The 21,402-nt window shown below is 39.9% G+C and carries 21 protein-coding genes; 10 read left to right on the top strand and 11 right to left on the bottom strand.

The genetic code is table 11. From position 1 onward, the window contains the following. Positions 1 to 88: 88 nt before the first annotated feature. A complete protein-coding gene (locus tag ABFU83_RS14915) occupies positions 89 to 847 on the top strand; it encodes a lysophospholipid acyltransferase family protein (RefSeq protein ID WP_347067074.1) in 759 nt (252 codons plus the stop codon). A gap of 54 nt (positions 848 to 901) precedes the next feature. On the opposite strand, the gene ABFU83_RS14910 is transcribed toward ABFU83_RS14915, so the two are convergent. The 4 genes from ABFU83_RS14910 to recA all read right to left on the bottom strand — a co-directional run bounded on the left by ABFU83_RS14910 (position 902) and on the right by recA (position 4,438). Next, positions 902 to 2,362 (bottom strand): hypothetical protein, encoded by a 1,461-nt coding sequence (locus ABFU83_RS14910; RefSeq protein WP_347067072.1) that lies wholly within the window; start codon positions 2,360 to 2,362, stop codon positions 902 to 904. Beyond that, positions 2,359 to 2,910 (bottom strand): RNA polymerase sigma factor, encoded by a 552-nt coding sequence (locus ABFU83_RS14905; RefSeq protein ID WP_136403562.1) that lies wholly within the window; start codon positions 2,908 to 2,910, stop codon positions 2,359 to 2,361. Before ABFU83_RS14905 ends, ABFU83_RS14910 begins: the two co-directional genes overlap by 4 nt. 12 nt (positions 2,911 to 2,922) lie before the next feature. Continuing rightward, positions 2,923 to 3,333 carry a hypothetical protein gene (locus tag ABFU83_RS14900; RefSeq protein ID WP_347067070.1) on the bottom strand — a complete coding sequence of 137 codons (411 nt, stop codon included), beginning with the start codon at positions 3,331 to 3,333 and terminating at the stop codon, positions 2,923 to 2,925. A 100-nt stretch (positions 3,334 to 3,433) separates the two neighbouring features. Beyond that, a complete protein-coding gene (gene recA, locus ABFU83_RS14895; RefSeq protein WP_136403560.1) occupies positions 3,434 to 4,438 on the bottom strand; it encodes a recombinase RecA in 1,005 nt (334 codons plus the stop codon). Positions 4,439 to 4,696: 258 nt separating this feature from the next. Here recA and ABFU83_RS14890 point away from each other — a divergent pair, with 258 nt between their 5' ends. From ABFU83_RS14890 to ABFU83_RS14855, 8 genes are all read left to right on the top strand, one after another. Beyond that, the gene (locus ABFU83_RS14890; protein WP_347067068.1) at positions 4,697 to 6,061 is read left to right on the top strand and encodes a rhodanese-related sulfurtransferase; all 1,365 of its coding nucleotides are present in this window, start codon (positions 4,697 to 4,699) and stop codon (positions 6,059 to 6,061) included. A gap of 6 nt (positions 6,062 to 6,067) precedes the next feature. Then, on the top strand, positions 6,068 to 7,309 hold the full coding sequence (locus tag ABFU83_RS14885) for a peptidase U32 family protein (protein WP_347067066.1): 1,242 nt from the start codon (positions 6,068 to 6,070) through the stop codon (positions 7,307 to 7,309). After that, entirely contained in the window at positions 7,309 to 7,539 is a 231-nt protein-coding gene (locus tag ABFU83_RS14880; protein WP_136403557.1) for a ferredoxin, read from the top strand. Before ABFU83_RS14885 ends, ABFU83_RS14880 begins: the two co-directional genes overlap by 1 nt. A 187-nt stretch (positions 7,540 to 7,726) precedes the next feature. After that, complete coding sequence (locus tag ABFU83_RS14875; protein ID WP_347067064.1) at positions 7,727 to 8,911, top strand: regulatory iron-sulfur-containing complex subunit RicT; 1,185 nt, start codon at positions 7,727 to 7,729, stop codon at positions 8,909 to 8,911. After that, positions 8,895 to 9,383, top strand: a complete 489-nt coding sequence (locus tag ABFU83_RS14870; protein ID WP_136403555.1) for a gliding motility lipoprotein GldH — start codon at positions 8,895 to 8,897, stop codon at positions 9,381 to 9,383. The genes ABFU83_RS14875 and ABFU83_RS14870 overlap by 17 nt, the downstream gene beginning before the upstream one ends. A gap of 9 nt (positions 9,384 to 9,392) precedes the next feature. Continuing rightward, positions 9,393 to 11,693: a PBP1A family penicillin-binding protein gene (locus tag ABFU83_RS14865; protein ID WP_347067062.1), complete on the top strand. Its 2,301-nt coding sequence runs from the start codon at positions 9,393 to 9,395 to the stop codon at positions 11,691 to 11,693. 65 nt (positions 11,694 to 11,758) lie between these two features. Next, entirely contained in the window at positions 11,759 to 12,460 is a 702-nt protein-coding gene (locus ABFU83_RS14860; protein ID WP_136403553.1) for a CoA transferase subunit A, read from the top strand. 2 nt (positions 12,461 to 12,462) lie between these two features. Then, positions 12,463 to 13,122 (top strand): CoA transferase subunit B, encoded by a 660-nt coding sequence (locus ABFU83_RS14855; RefSeq protein WP_300487625.1) that lies wholly within the window; start codon positions 12,463 to 12,465, stop codon positions 13,120 to 13,122. A 125-nt stretch (positions 13,123 to 13,247) separates the two neighbouring features. On the opposite strand, the gene ABFU83_RS14850 is transcribed toward ABFU83_RS14855, so the two are convergent. From ABFU83_RS14850 to ABFU83_RS14820, 7 genes are all read right to left on the bottom strand, one after another. Beyond that, positions 13,248 to 14,936 (bottom strand): ABC transporter ATP-binding protein, encoded by a 1,689-nt coding sequence (locus ABFU83_RS14850; RefSeq protein WP_347067059.1) that lies wholly within the window; start codon positions 14,934 to 14,936, stop codon positions 13,248 to 13,250. 14 nt (positions 14,937 to 14,950) lie between these two features. Further along, positions 14,951 to 15,664, bottom strand: coding sequence for a 3'-5' exonuclease (locus tag ABFU83_RS14845; RefSeq protein WP_347067057.1), 714 nt, complete (start codon positions 15,662 to 15,664; stop codon positions 14,951 to 14,953). A gap of 18 nt (positions 15,665 to 15,682) precedes the next feature. Continuing rightward, the gene (locus ABFU83_RS14840) at positions 15,683 to 16,840 is read right to left on the bottom strand and encodes a serine hydrolase (protein WP_347067056.1); all 1,158 of its coding nucleotides are present in this window, start codon (positions 16,838 to 16,840) and stop codon (positions 15,683 to 15,685) included. Between the two features lie 70 nt (positions 16,841 to 16,910). Further along, entirely contained in the window at positions 16,911 to 17,381 is a 471-nt protein-coding gene (locus ABFU83_RS14835) for a methylated-DNA--[protein]-cysteine S-methyltransferase (protein ID WP_347067054.1), read from the bottom strand. 85 nt (positions 17,382 to 17,466) lie between these two features. Then, positions 17,467 to 17,856: a c-type cytochrome gene (locus ABFU83_RS14830; RefSeq protein WP_347067052.1), complete on the bottom strand. Its 390-nt coding sequence runs from the start codon at positions 17,854 to 17,856 to the stop codon at positions 17,467 to 17,469. A 4-nt stretch (positions 17,857 to 17,860) separates the two neighbouring features. Continuing rightward, the gene (gene hemB / locus ABFU83_RS14825) at positions 17,861 to 18,835 is read right to left on the bottom strand and encodes a porphobilinogen synthase (protein ID WP_347067050.1); all 975 of its coding nucleotides are present in this window, start codon (positions 18,833 to 18,835) and stop codon (positions 17,861 to 17,863) included. Between the two features lie 126 nt (positions 18,836 to 18,961). Continuing rightward, positions 18,962 to 19,141, bottom strand: coding sequence for a hypothetical protein (locus ABFU83_RS14820; protein WP_347067049.1), 180 nt, complete (start codon positions 19,139 to 19,141; stop codon positions 18,962 to 18,964). A 188-nt stretch (positions 19,142 to 19,329) separates the two neighbouring features. Between ABFU83_RS14820 and ABFU83_RS14815 the strand changes: the two genes are divergently transcribed. Next, a complete protein-coding gene (locus tag ABFU83_RS14815; RefSeq protein WP_347067047.1) occupies positions 19,330 to 21,186 on the top strand; it encodes a helix-turn-helix domain-containing protein in 1,857 nt (618 codons plus the stop codon). Positions 21,187 to 21,402 lie beyond the last annotated feature (216 nt).

The following is a 21,402-nucleotide window of genomic DNA, read 5'->3' as shown; positions in this document are numbered from 1 at the left end:
GGTAAAAAGTTTTGGAGAATTCTTACTTTTGATTACTGTAAACAAAGGGCAAAAAGGTCCTGATAATCAAAAACAATTAAAAAGACGAATGAAAATACTAAAAATCCTATTTTGGACCCTTTGGCGGATCTGGTTCTATGTGTTGGTAACGGTGCCGATTATTTTATTATTCCCTTTTTTATTTCTTTCGATACTATCGGAAAAAACGTATCCGCAGTTTTTTATTCTGGCGCGTGTCTGGGCTAAAATTATATTCTACGGAATGGGATTCCGCTATACGTTGGAAAAGGAAGCGGAACTGGAAAAAGGAAAGAGTTATATGTTGGTTGCCAATCATACTTCAATGATTGATATCATGCTGATGTTGATGTTGGTTAAAGATAACCCGTTTGTTTTTGTAGGGAAAAAAGAGCTGGTTAAAATTCCGATTTTCGGATTTTTCTATAAACGTACCTGTATTTTAGTGGATAGAAGTAGTTCCAAAAGCCGTTTTGAAGTTTTTAAAAGAGCGCAAAAACGTTTGGAGCAGGGATTAAGTATCTGCATTTTTCCGGAAGGCGGCGTACCGGATAACGAAAATGTGGTGTTGGACGAATTTAAAGATGGTGCTTTCCGACTGGCGATCGAACATCAGATTCCGATTGTTCCGATGACATTTGGTGACGTAAAAGAACGCTTTTCCTTTACCTTTTTTAGTGGAAGTCCGGGATGTATGCGAATCAAAATACACCAACCGGTCGTAACGGCAGGAAAAACAATGGACGATAAAAAAGAGATTAAAGAAAAAGTAAGAGAAACAATACTGAGCGAATTACTCGAAATGTATAAAAACAAAAAAGCACTCTAACCCAAAAGAGTGCTTTTTCAACTTAACTAAAATTCAAGCTAACTAACTAAAAGCTTAAAATCTATAACTGACACCGGTGTACAAACCAAACAGATACGGTTTGAAATTTCCGGCATCATTACTGAACATGTTCAGTTGATATTTAAAGGTAGGCTCAAAATTGGCTTCGAATGCTTTTGCGAAGCGGTATTTAACACCTACACCGATATTGCTGCTTACGTGTACATTATTCAGATTGTTGGCTTCTCCTATAGTTGTGTTCAACTCCGGCGATACCAGGTCAATCTTGTTTTGATTCAGGAATAGAGTACTGAAACCTCCAATTAAAGCGACTCCAAATTTCTTGTCGATTAATTTATAGGATAATTCCATTGGAACTTCGATATAACCCATTCGCTGTGTTAAGGAACCGGAATTCATTTTTTCGATAACTTCTCCGTTTGGTCCTGTGGCTAAATTGCTATAATCTTTATTCTGAATCTGAATATTGTTTTTGGTTTGGTTTACATTTTGTAAAGAACGTGCATTCGAACTTTCGTAATATACAATATTATCGGTGTTGTATTCGAAAGCAAGTCGGTTGATGCCGGTTCTTAAGGTAAGCTTGTCATTTAATTCATAACGTAACCCTAAGCCGTAACTCATCGTGTTTTCATAATCTTTCGAATTAGACGCAAACTGATTATCAATTGGCGATCCTTTCGAAGTAGAACTAAAGAAAATAGGCGTGGTTAAAGCGGTAACCGACCAGCGTGAAACTTTAGCTTCTTTGTCCTTTATTTTTTTCTTTTCGGCAACCAGGAATTTTTCTTTCTGAACTTTTTCCAGGGCATTTTCCTGTTCTTCGATCGTAGCGATTTCGGAACTATCTTTTTTAGGCATTACGATATAATTGGCAATCGTATTGTTTTTCTTAAAATTAAATTGTTTAAAACGCCCGTTGTTTTTAGAACTGCCTTCATTGGTATTTCGTTCTGCAAACAGCTTATCGGCTGATGCTGTATTGGATTTTTTACGACTATTAGCAGCGGCGATATGTGTATTGCGTTGTTTTTTATACTGTTTCTGAACGTGATTCTGATGTTCTTTTTGGGCGGTCGTTTCCGCTTCCGAATTAAAGCCGGAAGCGTTACGATTACCTTTGAGAGTGTTTTCATTTGTCACAACAGCATTCGCCGGTTCGGTCAAAATGCCGTTTTTATCGTTAATACTACCGTTTTTATTCTTATGGGTAGTATTCGTATTGTCTTGTCCGTTACCCGAATTTACCATTGGAGCAGGAGTAATAGTACCTGTTCCAGGACCGGAAATAAAATAGGTGGCGGTTAAAAAGCCCAATAGAAAAACAGCGGCTATACCCGAAAGTTTCAGCCAGAAAGGAGCGATAAACCTACGTTTTTTCTTTTCGCCATCCAATTCGGATAAAATGTTATTCCATGCGTTTTTTGGAGGAATGGCTTCAAAATCTTTGAATTTTTCCTGAAAAAGACGATCTATATTTTTTCTTTCACTCATTGTATAGAGGGGACTACTTTTCTGTTGTGTTGTTGCAATTCAATTTTTTCTTTTAAAATCATTCGGGCGCGTGCCAGATTTGATTTTGAGGTTCCTATGGTAATGTTCAGCATTTCTGCAATCTCCTTGTGGGAATAATCGTCCATTACATAGAGGTTAAAAACCAACCGGTAACGATCCGGTAATTCCTGAATAATGGAAATCAGATAATCCAAAGAGACATCTTCATCGTCAAAATCGACCGTTGGATTCTGATCAATAATATTATCATTCACTAACTCATAAACACCCTGATTGCGGTATTTTTGAAGAATATTATTAATCATCAATCGTTTGGCCCAACCTTCAAAAGAACCTTTAAACTGATACTGATCAATTTTTTTGAACAGTAAAATAAAACCATCTTGTAAATTGTCTTCTGCTTCGGCATAATTACGGGAATATTTCATACAGACGGCATAAAGCTTTTGGGACAGGAGCTTGTAAAGCTGTTCCTGGGCTTTGCGGTCGTTATTTCTACACTCGTATATTAATTGCTCGAGACTCAAACGAATTACATTTTATTCTTGTACATCAATCTCCCGGACTAAAAACTGATCTATGCCCTGGGAATTTTTTCCTTGCCAAAATCGTAGCACATGAACCCCTGAAGTTTTAATGAACAATGGATAGCTCACTTCAAAAGAATTCTCGTTCACGGTTTCACAATTACTCAGGTGTTGTCTTAGGGCATCAACTGCCATTGTAATGGTATTGCCGTTTTTTTCATAATAAATGCCATTAAATGAATAGCAGTTAGTAGGTCGTTTATATTTTAGATAAATTACCGTTTGTTGGCCTGCTTTAAAAGTGCCTGGTAATTCGACATCCTGAACAGGTAACAATTCGAAAGAAATGTCTTTCAATTCAGAATCCGAAGTGCATGCACTAAGAAAAATAACAGAAAAAAGCAGAACCAATATCTTTTTCATTTGTATTTTACTTTTGTTGCTTTATAGGTAGATATACGAAAATAAAAAAGGTTGCGTCATAAAATAAAAAAACCCGAAATTTTTTTTCGGGTTTTTTTATTTAGGCTTCCTGTTGTTTGATTAAATCTTTGATTTTAAGCTCTAATTCATCCATCAGTTCCGGATTATCTTTAATAATGGATTTTACCGCGTCGCGTCCCTGACCTAATTTGGTATCGCCATAGCTAAACCAGGAGCCGCTTTTTTTGATGATTTCGAAATCAACGGCCAAATCTAAAATTTCACCCACTTTCGAAACACCTTCACCATACATAATGTCGAATTCGGCAGTACGGAATGGTGGTGCTACTTTATTTTTAACGACTTTCACTTTTGTACGGTTACCGATAACGTGTTCACCATCTTTAATCTGTGATGATTTACGGATGTCCAAACGAACGGATGCGTAGAATTTAAGGGCGTTACCACCGGTAGTGGTTTCCGGATTTCCGAACATAACTCCGATTTTTTCACGCAACTGGTTAATAAAGAAAACGGTACAGTTTGTTTTGCTGATCGTAGCGGTTAGTTTTCGCAATGCCTGTGACATTAAACGTGCGTGTAATCCCATTTTGGAATCACCCATTTCGCCTTCTATCTCACTTTTAGGTGTTAAAGCTGCCACCGAGTCAATAACTACAATGTCGATCGCTCCGGAACGGATCAGGTTTTCGGCAATTTCCAACGCCTGTTCCCCGTTGTCCGGTTGTGAAATAATCAGGTTATCGATATCGATCCCTAATTTTTGCGCATAAAAACGGTCGAAAGCGTGTTCCGCATCGATAAAAGCAGCGATACCTCCGGCTTTTTGCGCTTCGGCAATAGCGTGAAGGGTTAAGGTCGTTTTACCCGACGATTCCGGTCCGTATATTTCAATTATTCTACCACGCGGATATCCGTTTACACCCAAAGCAAGGTCAACTCCAAGAGAACCGGAAGGAATGGCCTCCACTTCTTCTACAGCGCTGTCTCCAAGTTTCATTACGGTACCTTTTCCGTAGGTTTTATCTAGTTTGTCCAGCGTTAATTGTAACGCTTTTAACTTCGCTTCTTTATCTGCACTCATCTTTCTTTGTCTTAAAAATTGGCTTTTATTTTCTGTAAAAATAGTGCTTTTTTTTAAGTTTCAAACAGGATGTTATCAACATCGGAAAAACTATTCCGGAATAGCATGTTTAAAGTATATAATAAGGGTAACCTTGCTGAAATCGAATGGGATAGAAAATAAAAAGGGCTTTTTGTTTCCAAAATGATTTTTGTATCTTTGCCGCGGATTCTTCCAATTAGAGTCCCAAACATAATATCTCACTTAAACGTTTATAGCATGCAACTGTATAACACTTTAAGCGCAGAAGAAAGAGCTCAGCTTATCGACGAAGCGGGCCAACAAAGACTTACTTTGTCTTTCTATGCGTATGCCAACATCGAAGATCCGAAAAAATTCAGAGACGATTTATTTTTAGCCTGGAACCCATTAGGTGTTTTAGGGCGTATTTATGTAGCAACCGAAGGGATTAATGCCCAGTTGTCGGTTCCTGCCGATCATTTTTATGAATTCAAAGACACTATAGAAGTCTATGATTTTATGAAAGGCATTCGCTTGAATGTAGCGGTAGAACACGATGATCACTCGTTTTTGAAATTGACGATCAAAGTACGTCACAAAATCGTTGCCGACGGTTTGGACGATAGTACGTTCGATGTGACCAATAAAGGGGTACATTTAAAAGCAACGGAGTTTAATGCGATGCTGGAAGATCCGAATACGATTGTGGTGGATTTTAGAAATCACTACGAAAGTGAAATCGGACATTTTGTTGGGGCAATTACGCCCGACGTCGATACGTTTCGGGAATCCTTACCTATTATAGAAGCACAACTTTCCGAACATAAAGAAGATAAAAACCTTTTAATGTACTGTACCGGTGGTATCCGTTGTGAAAAAGCAAGTGCTTTTTTCAGACACAAAGGGTTTAAAAACGTGTACCAGTTGGAAGGTGGAATTATTGAATATACACGTCAGGTAAAAGCAGAAGGACTGGAAAGTAAATTTATCGGTAAAAATTTCGTTTTTGACCACCGTTTAGGCGAACGGATTACGGATGATATTATTTCGCAGTGTCATCAGTGCGGAAAACCATGCGACAATCATACCAATTGTGCGAACGAAGGTTGCCACCTTTTATTTATCCAATGTGATGACTGTAAAGCGGCTATGGAAAACTGTTGCTCGTCCGAATGTCAGGACATTACACATATGACGTTGGTAGAACAGGTTCAATTGCGTCGTGGTGTCAAAAATGGAAACATGATTTTCAAAAAAGGAAAATCGGACGCCCTGAAATTTAAAAAAGCAGAAACGTCTGCCGAACAACCTTTGGCGGTTGCCGTTGCGGAAAAACCAAAATCAATCCGTCAGCGTATCGCGGTAAAAAAAGTATTGATCGGAAAAGGTGAACACTACTACCCGAAAGCACAAGTGGGACAATTTACAATCGAAAACGGAGAATTGAACCTTGGAGACGCCATCCTTATCGTTGGGCCAACCACTGGGGAACAAAAAGTAACCGTAGCAAAAATGCAGGTTAACGGAGCCGCTTCCGAAAAAGCCGTTAAAGGTGATAAAGTGACGTTTGCCTTACCGTTCCGCATTCGATTATCGGATAAATTGTTTAAAATTACAGAATAAATCGCGATGACATCTTCTGGAAAAATTGAACTCATGGCTCCCGCGGGGAACTTTGAGTCGCTTCAGGCTGCGTTGGATAATGGAGCCGATTCGGTGTATTTTGGTGTCGAACAATTAAACATGCGTGCCCGGTCTACGGTGAATTTTACCATCGATGACCTGCCGGAAATTGCCCGACGTTGCGACGCTAAAAACGTTAGAACCTATCTGACATTAAACACGATTATATACGACCATGATTTGTCGGTTGTAAAAACATTGCTGACAAAAGCCAAAGAGGCGAATATAACAGCGGTGATTGCCTCCGATCAGGCGGTAATTGCCTCGGCGAGAACTTTGGGAATTGAAGTGCACATTTCAACACAGTTGAATGTGACCAATATTGAAACGGTAAAATTCTACAGCCTTTTTGCCGATACCATGGTATTGTCCCGCGAATTGAGTTTACGCCAGGTTAAAAAAATCACCGAACAAATTGAAAAAGAACAAATCAAAGGGCCATCCGGGGATTTGGTTGAAATTGAAATATTTGGTCATGGCGCGTTATGTATGGCGGTATCGGGAAAATGTTACCTGAGTCTGCATTCGCATAACTCCTCGGCCAATCGCGGTGCGTGTAAACAAAACTGCCGAAAAAAATACACGGTTATCGATCAGGAATCCGGATTTGAGATCGAAATCGATAACGAATACATGATGTCGCCTAAAGATTTATGTACGATCGATTTCATGGATCAGGTCATCGATTCCGGAATCCAGGTGCTAAAAATTGAAGGGCGTGGTCGTGCGCCGGAATATGTGGCAACGGTGATCAAAACCTATCGGGAAGCGATAGACGCCTATTACGACAAAACCTATTCCAAAGAAAAAGTCGCCGTATGGATGGAAGCATTAAATACGGTTTACAACCGCGGTTTCTGGTCGGGTTACTATTTGGGTCAGAAATTGGGAGAATGGAGTGATAATCCGGGATCGAACGCGACACAGAAAAAAGTATATGTTGGGAAAGGCATGCATTTTTATCAAAAATCCGGTATTGGTGAATTTAAAATTGAAGCCTACGATATTAAAAAAGGAGATACGGTATTGATTACCGGACCAAGCACAGGAGCGCAGGAAATGGTCATCGAAGAATTGTTTGTTAATGATACGGCAACCGATAAAGCTACCCGTGGCGACAGTTGTACGATTAAAGTACCGTTCCGTATCCGTTTGTCTGATAAATTGTATAAAATTGTAGAAGCCTGATGGTAATCGTAACCTTACAGCGGAACAAATGCATCGGTTGTAATTACTGTGTCGAAATGGCACCGGGTCAGTTTCAGATGTCGAAAAAAGATGGGAAAACGGTGTTGTTAAAAGCCGTCGATACCAAAGGATTTCACACCTTAAAATCGCCCGATCATACCATAGCCGAAAATTGTGAACTGGCCGCCAAAGCCTGTCCGGTAAACATCATCACGGTAAAAGAAATCTAAAAACCGAATTGCTTTATAAAAAGCCTGTTACGTTATAAAAAATGTAACAGGCTTTTAAATTTTTCATAATTTGGAGGTCGCCACCGGTAACGGTATATGAATGATGCTAAAAAATAGTATCTTTACACACAAAAACATTTTACGAACAAGTAGTGACACGGTCACGATCTATATATATTCAAAGCATATGGCATGTACAAACTGTTCCACTGGGAGCGCCAAAGACGGAACTCCTAGGGGATGTAAAAATAATGGAACCTGTGGTACCGACAGTTGTAATAAACTAACGGTTTTCGACTGGTTATCCAACATGAGCCTGCCCGGAGGCCAGGAACCCTTCAACTGTGTTGAGGTTCGCTTTAAAAACGGGAGAAAAGAATTTTTCAGAAATGCGGAAAAACTAACTCTGAGTATTGGTGATATTGTTGCTACCGAAGCTTCACCGGGACACGATGTGGGAATTGTAACCCTTACGGGAGAACTGGTGAAAATCCAGATGAAGAAAAAAAATGTGAATCCCGAGGGCGAAGTAGCTAAGATTTATCGCAAAGCGACACAAAAGGATATTGATATCTGGATTGAAGCCCGCGATAAGGAAGAGCCGATGAAAGTACGCGCCCGTGAGATTGCGATTAAATTAAACCTGGAAATGAAAATTTCCGATATCGAATTTCAGGGAGACGCTTCCAAAGCAACCTTTTATTATACGGCCAATGACAGAGTCGATTTCCGACAACTGATTAAAGATTTTGCAAAAGAATTTAACACCCGTATCGAAATGAAACAGGTGGGATTCCGTCAGGAAGCAGCCCGATTGGGAGGTGTAGGTTCTTGCGGACGCGAATTGTGTTGTTCGACCTGGCTAACCGATTTCAGAAGTGTTAATACTGCGGCCGCCCGTTACCAGCAATTGTCATTAAACCCGCAAAAACTGGCCGGACAATGCGGAAAACTAAAATGCTGTTTAAATTACGAATTGGATACGTATCTGGATGCTTTAAAAGATTTCCCGGAAATGGAAACCAAATTATATACCGAGAAAGGTGACGCAGTTTGTCAGAAACTGGACATCTTTAAAGGTTTAATGTGGTTTGCCTATACAAATGATTTTGCACACTGGCATGTATTAAAAGTAGAACAGGTAAAAGAAATCATCGCGATCAACAAACAGAAAAAGAAAGTCGCAGCGATCGAAGATTTTGCTATTGAAATCACCGAAGAAGCGGCGGAAAATAACTTCCAGAATGTAGTTGGACAAGACAGTTTAACACGTTTTGATCAACCTAAGAAAAAGAAACGACCTAATAAAAAACGTAAACCAAACAATACTTCAAATAATTCTTCAAAAGAAAAAAATGCTCCGAAAAAATAATTTTTTAGTTGTAGGATTACTATCGGTATTATTCTTGTCGTGCGATAAGAATAGAGTTTTTGATGAATATCAGGAAATAGACGGATCCTGGCATAAAGGTCAGAAAGTAACGTTCGCTTTCGACCAGAACGATACGATAACCAACTATAATATGTTTGTAAACATAAGAAATAACAATAGTTATCCGTTTAATAACTTATTCCTGATTGTATCGCTATTACAGCCGGATGGTGTGACCAAAGTAGATACATTGGAATATCAGATGGCCAAAGAAGACGGAACGCTACTGGGTGATGGTTTTTCCGACATTAAGGAAAGCAAGTTATGGTATAAGGAAAACACCCGTTTTCCAAAAGTGGGTAAATATACCGTAAACATTCAGCAAGCGGTTCGCGAAACCGGAAAAGTATCCGGTATGGAACAATTACAAGGTATTTCGGAAGTTGGATTTAGAATTGAAAAAGCAGAATAACTCAATAAAATGGCACAAAACAATAAAAATCAGAAAGAAGATTTTTCACCTTACGTAAAGAAATTCTGGAAATTTTTTCTTTACACATTTGGAGGAATCATATTATTCTTCCTTTTTGCTTCATGGGGATTATTCGGAGCGATGCCGTCGTTCGACGAGCTGGAAAATCCGAATTCCAATGTGGCTACCGAAATCATTTCATCAGACGGCGAAACGATTGGTAAATTTTATCTGGAAAACAGAACCCCTATTAAATATGCCGATTTACCGGATCATCTGGTAAAAGCATTGATTGCTACCGAAGATGAACGTTTTTACGAACATTCCGGTATCGATTCCAGAGGAACACTTCGTGCTGTTTTGAGTCTTGGAGGAAGTGGTGGAGCAAGTACGCTTACGCAACAGCTGGCCAAATTGTTATTTCACGGAGAAGGATCTAAATTTTTACCATTCCGTATTGTTCAGAAAGCAAAAGAATGGATCATTGCGACCAAACTGGAGCGACAGTATACCAAACAGGAAATTATCGCAATGTACCTGAACAAAGCCGATTTCGTGAATACTGCGGTAGGAATCCGTTCAGCAGCCAAAGTATATTTTGGAAAAGAACCGAAAGACCTAACGGTAGACGAAGCTGCTATGTTTGTGGGAATGCTAAAAAATCCATCGCTATTTAATCCGATCCGCCGATTGGAAAAAGTAAGAGAACGTCGTAATGTAGTATTGCGTCAGATGGAGAAAAACGACTTCCTGACCAAAGAGAAAAAAGAATATTATCAGAGCCAGCCCATCGTATTAAAATTCACACCGGAAAGTCATATCGAAGGAAAAGCAACGTATTTCAGAGAATACCTGCGTGAATTTATGAAGAAATGGGTAAAAGAAAACCCTAAGAAAGACGGTGGCGGCGAATACGATATCTATCGCGACGGATTAAAAATTTATACCACGATCGATTCCCGTATGCAGGAATATGCCGAAGAAGCGGTAGACGAGCATTTGGCGAATCTTCAGGAAGAATTTTTTATTCAGCAAAAGAAAAACGAAAACGCACCGTTTATCAATATTACTTCGGATGAAACGAGGAAAATTATTGAGCGTTCGATGAAAAATTCCGAGCGTTGGCGTATTATGTCTGAAAAAGGAATTTCAGAAGAGCAGATCAAAAAATCATTCGATGTCAAAACAAAAATGTCGGTATTTACCTGGAAAGGCGAAAAAGACACGATCATGACGCCGAAAGATTCCATTATCTACTACAAACACTTTTTACAAACCGGAGTAATGGCCATGGAGCCACAAACCGGATATGTAAAAGTTTGGGTTGGAGGAATCAACTACAAACACTTCCAGTACGACCACGTAGGACAGGGAGCGCGTCAGGTGGGATCGACATTCAAACCGTTTGTATATGCTACCGCTATCGAGCAATTAAAAATGTCGCCATGTGACTCCATTTACGATTCACCATTCACCATGCCAAAAGGGCGTTATGGAATTGATGCCGACTGGACGCCTAAAAACTCCAGTGGAAACTATAGGGGACTGGTAACCTTAAAATCGGCATTGGCCAACTCCATCAATACCGTTTCGGCAAAATTGATGGACAAAGTAGGACCACATGCAGTAGTTGATTTAACGAAAAAATTGGGAGTAAGCTCCAATATTCCGGAACGACCTGCAATTGCATTAGGAGCTGTTGAAATTACCGTAAGCGACATGGTAGCGGCCTATAGTACGTTTGCCAACCAAGGGGTTTATATGAAACCGCAGGTAATTACCAAAATTGAAGATAAAAACGGAGTGGTGTTATACGAATCGATTCCGGAGTCAAAAGACGTGTTGAGTAAAGACGTTTCCTATGCCATTATCAAATTACTGGAAGGGGTAACCGAATCCGGTTCCGGAGCGCGTTTGCGTTATGGATCGGGCGGACCAACCTATAAAAGGGTAACCGGATTACCGTATGCGTTCTTAAACCCGATTGCCGGGAAAACGGGGACCAGTCAGAACAACAGTGACGGATGGTTTATCGGAATGGTACCGAACCTCGCCATGGGTGTCTGGGTTGGAAACGAAGACCGTTCGGCGCACTTCAAAAGTACGCAAATGGGACAAGGAGCTACGATGGCACTTCCAATCTGGGGATTATTCATGAAAAAATGTTATGCCGACGATAAGCTGAATGTTTCGCAAAAACCATTCGAACGACCGGCGAATCTTTCGATAAAAGTAGATTGCTGGGCACCGAAAAAAGTGGCCGACAGTACGGCAGTCGAAGAGCCAACAACAGAAGAATTTGATTTCTAAATACAAAACGCCTTTTTAAAAAGGCGTTTTTTTTATATTTTTAACCAAAATTAAACAACCACAATATGATTAATAAAAAAGTAAGTAGTGTGCAGGAAGCGCTACACGATATAAAAGACGGACAGACCATTATGTTGGGCGGTTTCGGACTTTGCGGAATCCCGGAAAACAGTATCGCCGAACTGGTAAAAATGGATGTGAAAGACCTAACCTGTATTTCAAATAATGCCGGAGTAGACGATTTCGGATTGGGATTATTATTGCAAAAACGTCAGATTAAAAAAATGATCTCTTCGTATGTAGGTGAAAATGCCGAATTCGAACGTCAGATGTTGAGTGGTGAACTGGAAGTGGAATTAACACCGCAGGGAACCTTAGCTGAAAAATGTCGTGCGGCACAAGCGGGAATTCCGGCCTTTTTTACACCGGCAGGTTACGGAACCGAAGTAGCCGAAGGAAAAGAAGTACGCGAATTCAACGGAAAAATGCACGTGATGGAAGAAGCTTATAAAGCCGATTTCGCCATCGTTAAAGCCTGGAAAGGAGACGAAGCCGGAAACCTGATTTTTAAAGGAACGGCACGAAACTTTAATTCCTGTATGGCGGGTGCTGCAAAAATCACAATTGCTGAGGTTGAAGAATTGGTACCGGCCGGGACATTGGATCCGAACCAGATTCATATTCCGGGGATCTTCGTAAAACGAATTTTCCAGGGAGAAAAATATGAAAAGAGAATCGAACAACGCACAGTAAGACAAAGACAGTAATCATGGCATTAGATAAAATTGGAATTGCAAAGAGAATTGCACAGGAGTTAAAAGACGGTTATTTTGTGAACCTTGGAATTGGAATCCCGACCTTGGTCGCCAACTATATCCCACAGGGAATTAGTGTGGAATTCCAAAGTGAAAACGGTGTTTTGGGTATGGGACCTTTTCCGTTTGAAGGAGACGAAGATGCCGATGTGATCAACGCTGGAAAACAAACCATCACGACATTGCCGGGAGCTTCTTTTTTTGATTCGGCTACAAGTTTCGGAATGATCCGTGGACAACACGTGGATTTAACGATTCTGGGTGCGATGGAAGTATCGGAAAACGGTAATATTGCGAACTGGAAAATTCCGGGGAAAATGGTAAAAGGTATGGGTGGTGCTATGGATTTGGTAGCGTCGGCCGAAAATATCATCGTTGCCATGATGCACGTAAACAAAGCCGGAGAATCTAAAATTCTAAAAGAATGTACGCTACCGTTAACGGGTGTAAAATGCGTGAAAAAAGTAGTAACCGAGTTGGCTGTTATGGAAATCACACCAAACGGATTTAAACTATTGGAGAGAGCACCGGGTGTTACGGTTGAAGAAATCATCAAGGCTACGGAAGCGAATCTTATTATTGACGGTGATATTCCGGAAATGAAAATCGACTAATACAAAGCCGTATTTTATAAAAAAGCCTGTTCGATTTCGAACAGGCTTTTTTATACCTGACAGGTTTCTCAACAGTTTCCCAACACCTGACAGGTTTTTAAAACCTGTCAGGTGTAATCCTGCGGTTAATTCCCTTTCGGAATAGCGGCAATCAGTTTTTTGGTATATTCTTTTTGCGGATGGGCATAAAGCGCGTCGGCATCGCCAATTTCCTCTATTTTTCCTTTATTCATTACCAACACCTGATCCGACATATATTTAACGACGGCCAGATCGTGTGAAATAAAAATATAGGTAAAGCCAAAATTTTCTTTTAATTCATTTAGCAGATTCAGAACCTGCGCCTGAACGGAAATATCGAGTGCCGAAACCGATTCGTCACAAACAATAATTTTAGGTTGTAAAGCAATCGTACGCGCAATTCCGATCCGTTGCCGTTGACCACCGGAAAATTCATGTGGATAACGGTTAAAATAGTCTTCTCCTAAACCGACTCTTTCCAGTAATTCGATTGTTTTTTGTTTGCGTTCGGCATCGTTTTTATATAAGCCGTGTACTTTCATAGGTTCCATTATCGCCTTTCCAACGGGAATCCGGGGATTTAACGAAGAATAGGGATCCTGGAAAATAATTTGAATTTCTTTTCGGAGCGTACGGATCTCAGTTGTCGAAAGCCTTGTAATATCTTTTCCTTTATATAAAATATGACCGGCTGTGGCTTTGTCCAGCTGTAAAATAGCATTTCCCAACGTGGATTTTCCGCAACCGCTTTCGCCGACAAGACCTAAAGTTTCGCCTTCATAAATTTTAAAACTAACATCGTCGACCGCCTTAAAGGTTGTTTTTTTGCCAAACAAACCGGCTGTCGAAAAATATTCTTTTTCTATGTTTTGTACTTCCAAAATCGGTGTTTGGGCATACATTTTTTTATGATTTTCGGCTCGGTCTTCAGCGGTAATAACAGCCGTATCAATGGTGTCGTTTAAAAAATCCTGAATCGTAGGCAATCGTTTGGCGCGGTATTCCAATGAAGGGCGCGACGCGATTAAGGCTTTGGTATAATTGTGCTGTGGGTTTTTAAAAATCTGTTGTGCTTCGCCCTGTTCTACAATCTCGCCTTTATACATCACCAATACGCGATTGGCAATATCGGAAACCAGCGACAAATCGTGTGAGATAAAAATAATACTCATCCGGGTTTGTTGCTGCAGTTCTTTTAAAAGCTGGATGATTTCCTTTTGAACCGTCACATCCAGTGCGGTAGTAGGCTCGTCGGCAATTAGAATTTTCGGTTTACAGGCAATCGCCATAGCGATCATCACACGCTGTTTTTGCCCGCCCGAAATCTGGTGCGGGTATTTGTTATAAATACTCTCGGGATTGGGTAATTTCACCTTTTCAAATAGTGAAAGTACTTCCTGTCGGATTTCTTTTTGGGATAAATGGGTATGTTGTGCCAGGATTTCGGCGACTTGCGGACCACATTTCAGCGATGGATTCAACGAACTCATAGGCTCCTGGAAAATCATGGCAATATCGTTCCCTTTTAATTTTTGCCATTCTTTTTCGGATAAAGCAGCGATATTTTTACCGTCCAGTATAATTTCACCTTCGCTAACCTTTGCAATCGCTTTGGGTAAAAGTCCCATAATGGCCAGTGAGGTCACCGATTTTCCGGATCCGGATTCGCCCACAATGCCCAGAATTTCATTTTCATACAGGTCAAACCGGCTGTTTTTGACAATAGGTGTCCAGTTTCCTTCTTTGCGGAACGAAACCGTTACATTTTGTAGTTGTAAAAGAGGCGCTTTCATTAGTGCAAAGGTAATTAAACAAAGACGATTTCGTCTTCCACCAATAAATCTTCCCGGCGAAAACGCAACAGGATCTGCGCTACGGCAATGACGTCTTTTTCGCAATAGCGAATAATCCGGTCGATATCTTTTTCGATATGATATACATGACCTACCTGACTACCATCGATGTCGTCTTTTGGTGACGGAATACCCAGAATGTTTGTGAGTAGTTTTAAAGACGTAAAATGTTTAAAATCGCCAAATTTCCACAATTCCATCGTATCCAGGTGTGGCACTTCCCACGGTTTTTTTCCGAAAAGATTCAGTTTGGGAGGAATCGATATCCCGTTGATAATCATTCGGCGGGCGATAAACGGAAAATCGAATTCCTTGGCATTGTGACCGCAGAGTATATGTTGCGGCTGGTTAAAATGATTCGCCAGCAAATTGCTGAAATCTTTTAATATTTTGATTTCATCCCCAAAAAAAGATGTTACTCTAAAATGGCGGATGTCGCCGCGAATGGTAAAATACCCCACTGATATACAGATGATTTTTCCAAACTCGGCCCAGATTCCGGCGCGTTCATAAAATTCCTCCGGGGTAAAATCGTCTTTACGCTGGTATTGTGTTTTCAGGCTGTACAGTTCCTGTTTGGTTTCGTCTAAGTCGTTAAAATTTTCTTCTTCGGGAACGGTTTCAATATCCAGAAAAAGAATGTTTTCCAATCTTATTTTTTCTAACATGGCTTATAGTGTATTCTGTTATTTTCTTTTTTCAAGCATTTTATAGGCTTCACCCACATACACATAAAAATCGTTACTATGCGGATCGGTTTCGGTTTGAAGGCCTTTTAGATGCCCCAGGCGGACAATAATAACATTGTCTTCCGGAACCACGATAACGAATTGTCCCAAATGACCTCTCATATAGTACATTTTCTTTCCAAGGTAATTATGCAACCACCAGCCATAGCCATATTCGGGCGATTCCGGAAAACGTGGTGTAATCGATTTTGCGACAAAAGTACTGTCCAACAATTGTTTTTCATTCCATTTTCCGTTTTGCAGGTATAATTTTCCGAAACGGGCAAAATCGCGGGCATTACTGGCAATACAACAATAGGCTTTTTCAATTCCGTCGGGTGCATGATCCAATTGCCATAAGGCTTCGTTTTCGGCACCCATGGGTTGCCAGAAATTTTTTGACATATAATCCGACAGGTATTCACCAGTGGCTTTTTCGATAACCATTGCGAGTAATTCGGTTGCGCCACTCAGGTATTTAAAGCTTTTTCCGGGCGCTTCGTTTACTTCCAGTCCTAAGATGACCTTTTTGAGATCGTTGTCAAAATAAGCGCGGGTTACAATGGAAAACGGGCTATAATAATGTTCATCCCAGCTTAAGCCGGATGACATGGATGACAAATCGCCTACCGTTACCTCTTTGGCATATTTCCCTTTTAATTCCGGGAAGAAATCGGATACTTTCTGATCGAGACTTTTAATTTTTCCATCCATGATTGCTTTCCCCAGACAAGCCGAAACAATACTCTTGGCCATCGAAAAGGAATTGGATTTGGAATCTTTTCCGTAACCGTCGAAATAACTTTCGTGCCAGATACTGTCATTTTTGATGATCAGATAGGCAACGGTTTGAAGTTCCTTATGATTTTTGTTGAGTATTTCCGTAGCGGGAACGCTGTTATAATCTTTGGCGATTGCCCACGGTTGCGCGGTTCCTTTTTTGATTTCGCGGTTTGGAAATTCCTTATAATCGTCCAGAAAAGCAGTGGTATACCCTTTGAAATAAATAGTCCTGACCGCGCGAAGCAAATAATCGACATCGAAAATATACATCAGGATAATGATACCGGTAAGGATGATTAAAAACCACAGCAGGAATTTTTTCAGAAACTTCATAAGCACGGAATTTGTAACGTATCTTACGAATTTAAGGAAATTATCGGATTTTTTTCGGTTTCGGAAGGATTTAAAAAAGGCTTTCCTGTTTTACCGGATTTTCGTGTTCCAACAGCCATTGTTTCCGCCATAATCCGCCGGCATAACCAGTTAGCGAACCATCGGAACCAATTACTCTGTGGCAGGGAACGACAATCCAAATCGGATTTTTACCATTGGCAGCAGCCACGGCGCGAATGGCTTTTACATCGCCCAGTTTTTTAGATAATTCGAGATAGGACATGGTTTTTCCGTAGGGTATTTCCAAAAGTGCCTGCCATACTTTTTGCTGGAAATCGGTTCCCTTAGGATTGAGTGTAAAGGTGAACGTTTTTCGTTGTCCGTCGAAATATTCGTTTAGCTGGGAAACAGCTTCCTGAAAATGCTCCGGAATACTTTCGGAAACCAATCCGTCCTGATGCACCGATATAACGGAAATACCGTTTGCATCGCCTTCTATTTTTGCGATTCCAAGGGGTGTTTTTATAAAAATAGTGTCCATGGCGTAAAGATATCGGTTTCGTTTTTAGGTTGCAAATCAAAAGTTTGCATAAAAAAACCGGTTGTAAAACCGGTTTTTTCTATTCTTATTTCGCGTGACTCAAAATATAGGCTTCCAAGGCCACCAATTCTTCCTCGGGAAGATTTTTGGTAATGGCAAAATTGGTTTTCATCACGGAATATTGCGACGGATCGACAATAGGTTCTCCTTTTTCTTTTAGGAAATCAACGATACTGGCACCTTTTTCTTTATAGATTTTGGCAATTTCGGCAATACTGGGGCCAATCACTTTCTGATCGGGTTTATGACAGGAATAACACATCCCTTTACCATCGAAAACCTCCTGTCCTAATTCCAGTGTTAACTGGGCTTGCGTTTTTTTAACTTCCGGATACAGGCTTTCTTTTTTTTCTTCTTTTTTGTTACAAGCGGCTAAAAGCGTCATGCAACCCAGGATAAGTAGCGTCTTTTTCATGGGATTACTGCATTAATTTAGCAGCCTCTTTGGCAAAATAGGTCGAAATAATATTGGCTCCGGCTCTTTTGATGCAATGTAATTGCTCCATCATGATTTTATCGTGATCCAACCAACCTTTTTCAGCAGCGGCTTTTACCATGGCATATTCTCCGGATACCTGATATACGGCAACCGGAACGTTTACGGTGTCTTTTATTTCCCGAACGATGTCCAGATAAGCAATTCCAGGTTTTACCATTACGATATCGGCACCTTCTTCCACGTCGTGTAGGGCTTCTTTAATGGCCTCAATACGGTTGGCATAGTCCATCTGGTAGGTTTTTTTATCACCAAATCCAGGTGCGCTATCCAAGGCATCGCGGAAAGGTCCGTAGAAAGAAGAAGCATATTTGGCACTATAACTCATAATTCCCACATCGTGGAAACCACTTTCTTCCAGTGCTTTACGAATCGCAAGTACACGGCCGTCCATCATATCGCTTGGCGCCACAAAATCGGCACCGGCTTCGGCATGGCTCACACTCATACGGGTAAGTGCATCCACTGTAGCATCGTTTAGAATTTGTCCGTTTTCCACAATTCCGTCATGTCCGTAGATGGAATAGGGATCCAGAGCTACATCGGGCATTACAATCATTCCCGGAACGGCATCTTTAATCGCGCGTATCGTTTGTTGCATCAATCCATCTTTATTCCAGGCTTCCTTACCGGTATTGTCTTTTAAGTTATCGTTCACTTTTACATAGATATTGACTGCTTTAATACCCAGATCCCATAATTCTTTTACTTCTTTAACGGTTAGATCCAGCGAACGACGGTAGATACCGGGCATCGAAGGAATTTCGATACTAACGTCTTTTCCTTCTGCCACAAACATCGGGAACATAAAATCAGTCGGGCTTAAAGAGGTTTCACGAACTAACGAACGAATAGCGTCATTGGTTCTGAGGCGTCTATTTCTGTGTAATGGAAACATAATAACGTGTTTTTAGTGTGTCGCAAATTTAGGTATTTAAAACGGCATTTGCGATTTCGGTCATTGCATTAGAATAAGTTTAACACAGGGGCAAAAAAAAGAGCCTCAATCGAGGCTCTCAGTGTTTTAATTCGGTCTTGTGGGGTGAGTGGTCGGACACAGTAAGGAATAGATTCCGCTTCGGTCCGGATCGGTGATTGGATCGGTAACATCGTTACCGCCTTTTATTTTAGAACAGTCGCTTTTTGATAGTTCAACAATTGATGTTTTTTTGAACGCAAGTAAATTGTTTTTTGTAGTTTTCATGGTGTGTGGGTTTTTATTTGTTGATTCAAAACTAGACCTAAAAGCCTGATAATCAAAGTCAAGTATGCCTAAATTTATAAAAAAAATACTGTTTTTTGAATTTGTAAACATTTGTGAATCAGTTTGTTATAAATAAATTTTTCTTAATAAAAAAATGTTATTTTTGTTATACAAAAACCTGTTAAAATATGTTGCTTTCCCTACTAAAAAGAGTTTTTCTTTGTGCATTTCTATTGAGTTTTCAATCGATTTTAGCAACAGATACAAAGAATCAGTTAAAAGATTCTATTCAGAAATATATTTACAGCAATCCGGCGCTGGCCAAAAAATACATTCATCGGTATTTGTCGATTAGTGAAAAGCAAAAAGAAGACAACGATGTAATCATTGCGTATAATTATTTGGGGTATGTATGTATGACGTTATCGGAAACCGATAGCGCTTTTTATTTTTGTGACAAAGCGATTATCAAGGCCTACGGAGCCAATAACCAGAATCTGGTTTTGCGAGCCAAGATCAACAAAGCGAGTTTACTCTACCAGACCTACAATTTTGAACAGGCCTTATTATTGTACAACGAAGCACTTCAACTGGCTAATAAATTAAAAGATTCCTATAGCGTTCGGAGCATCAGTATTAGTATTGCGAATATCAAATACGAAATCGGGAAACACAGTGAAGCACTGGCAGTTTTTAAACGATATTTGAACAACGACGATATTTCCAAATCAGAACGGGCCTCGCTGGAACTCAAAATCGCGAAGACCTATCTGAAAATGAACCAGCCGGATTCGTCGATGATTTATATCAATAAGGGGTTGGACTATTGCAAAGCGGCAAACGATAAAGAACTGGAAGTCTATTTCCTAAACGTAAAAGGATTGAGCTTTTTAAAGAAAAAAGACTACAAAGACACCGAAGCGGTTTTGAATGAAGCCTTGCAAAAAGCGATTAAAATCAAAAACAAACGGATCGAAGCCACAGTAATGCTAAGCTTGGCCGGTTTAAGGAGCGAACAGAAGCAGTATAATGAATCGAACCGAGTACTAAAGGCTGGTTTATCCAAACAGAATAAATCGGACTTTGCACCGGAAGAGCTAACGGATTATTACAAATTGCTGGCCGAAAACTATAAAGCGATAGATAGTATTGGACAATCGAACTTTTATTATCAGAAGTTTATTGATGAAAACTCCAAAAAATCGGCAAAAAAAATCGGAACACTGGAAGATTTACATAAAATCGACATTGAAAAGATTGATAAGGAAAAGACTGATGAGGTAAAACAAAAAAACATTCTGATTGTTGCGGTTTTATTGTTAATCGGATTTTTAGGCTTTTTCTATTTCCGAAATAAGAGAAACGCAAGAGTCAACCAGGAGAAATTTGATATTTTGATTGGGAAGATCAACGATTTCGAGGCTAAAAAGCTATTAGAAGAACAGGAAAAAACAACAAAAAGTAAGACAAAAGAAGACATCCTCGAAAGTCAGCTTATTCCAAACATAACCATTAGCAAGGAAGAAGACATTATTGAGACAGCGGAATCCGGAGCAAGAGAAGTTCCACTGGAAGAACCTCTGGAATCGCAAGAAACCTTTGATGTAGAAAGCGAAACGATTGCGCATCAGGATGTTGTGCCTACCGATGCAACCTTTATCATTAAAGATGAGCGGGTAAATGATATATTGGAAAAACTGGAAAAACTTCAGGAAAAGAAATACTTCCTCCGACAGGACTGTACGCTACATAATGTGGCCAAAAAATTAAAAACCAATACGGCCTATCTGTCCAAGATTGTGAACAATGAGCTTGGAAAAAGCTTTAGTACCTATATTAATGAGCTTCGGATTAACTATGTAATATTGGAATTAAAGAACAATTCGAAGTTACGGGCGTACTCGGTAAGTTCGATTGCCGATGAGATTGGCTATAAAAGTTCCGACTCTTTTACCAAATATTTTAAGGCGGCAACAGGTATTACACCATCGATTTACATCAAAAAAATAGAAGAAATGAAACATAAAGAAGAAAGTACATTATAAAATGATATTTTTTGTAACGATCTGAAAGTCAAAACAATAACACCTTAAACAATGCCTGTTTTTTTATAAAAATAGGCATTGTTTGTTTGTGGGAGAAAAAAAAACGGCTTTACTTTGTCCTGTTGATGAATGAGAAATGAAATGATTTGATCAGAACATTTTAAAAACATTAACGGATGGGTTTTTAGGTAGCGAAAGTATTTCTAATATGAGTAG

Source organism: Flavobacterium sp. WV_118_3, assembly GCF_039778605.1.
Lineage (GTDB): Bacteria > Bacteroidota > Bacteroidia > Flavobacteriales > Flavobacteriaceae > Flavobacterium.
This window is presented reverse-complemented; position numbering and strand designations above follow the sequence as displayed.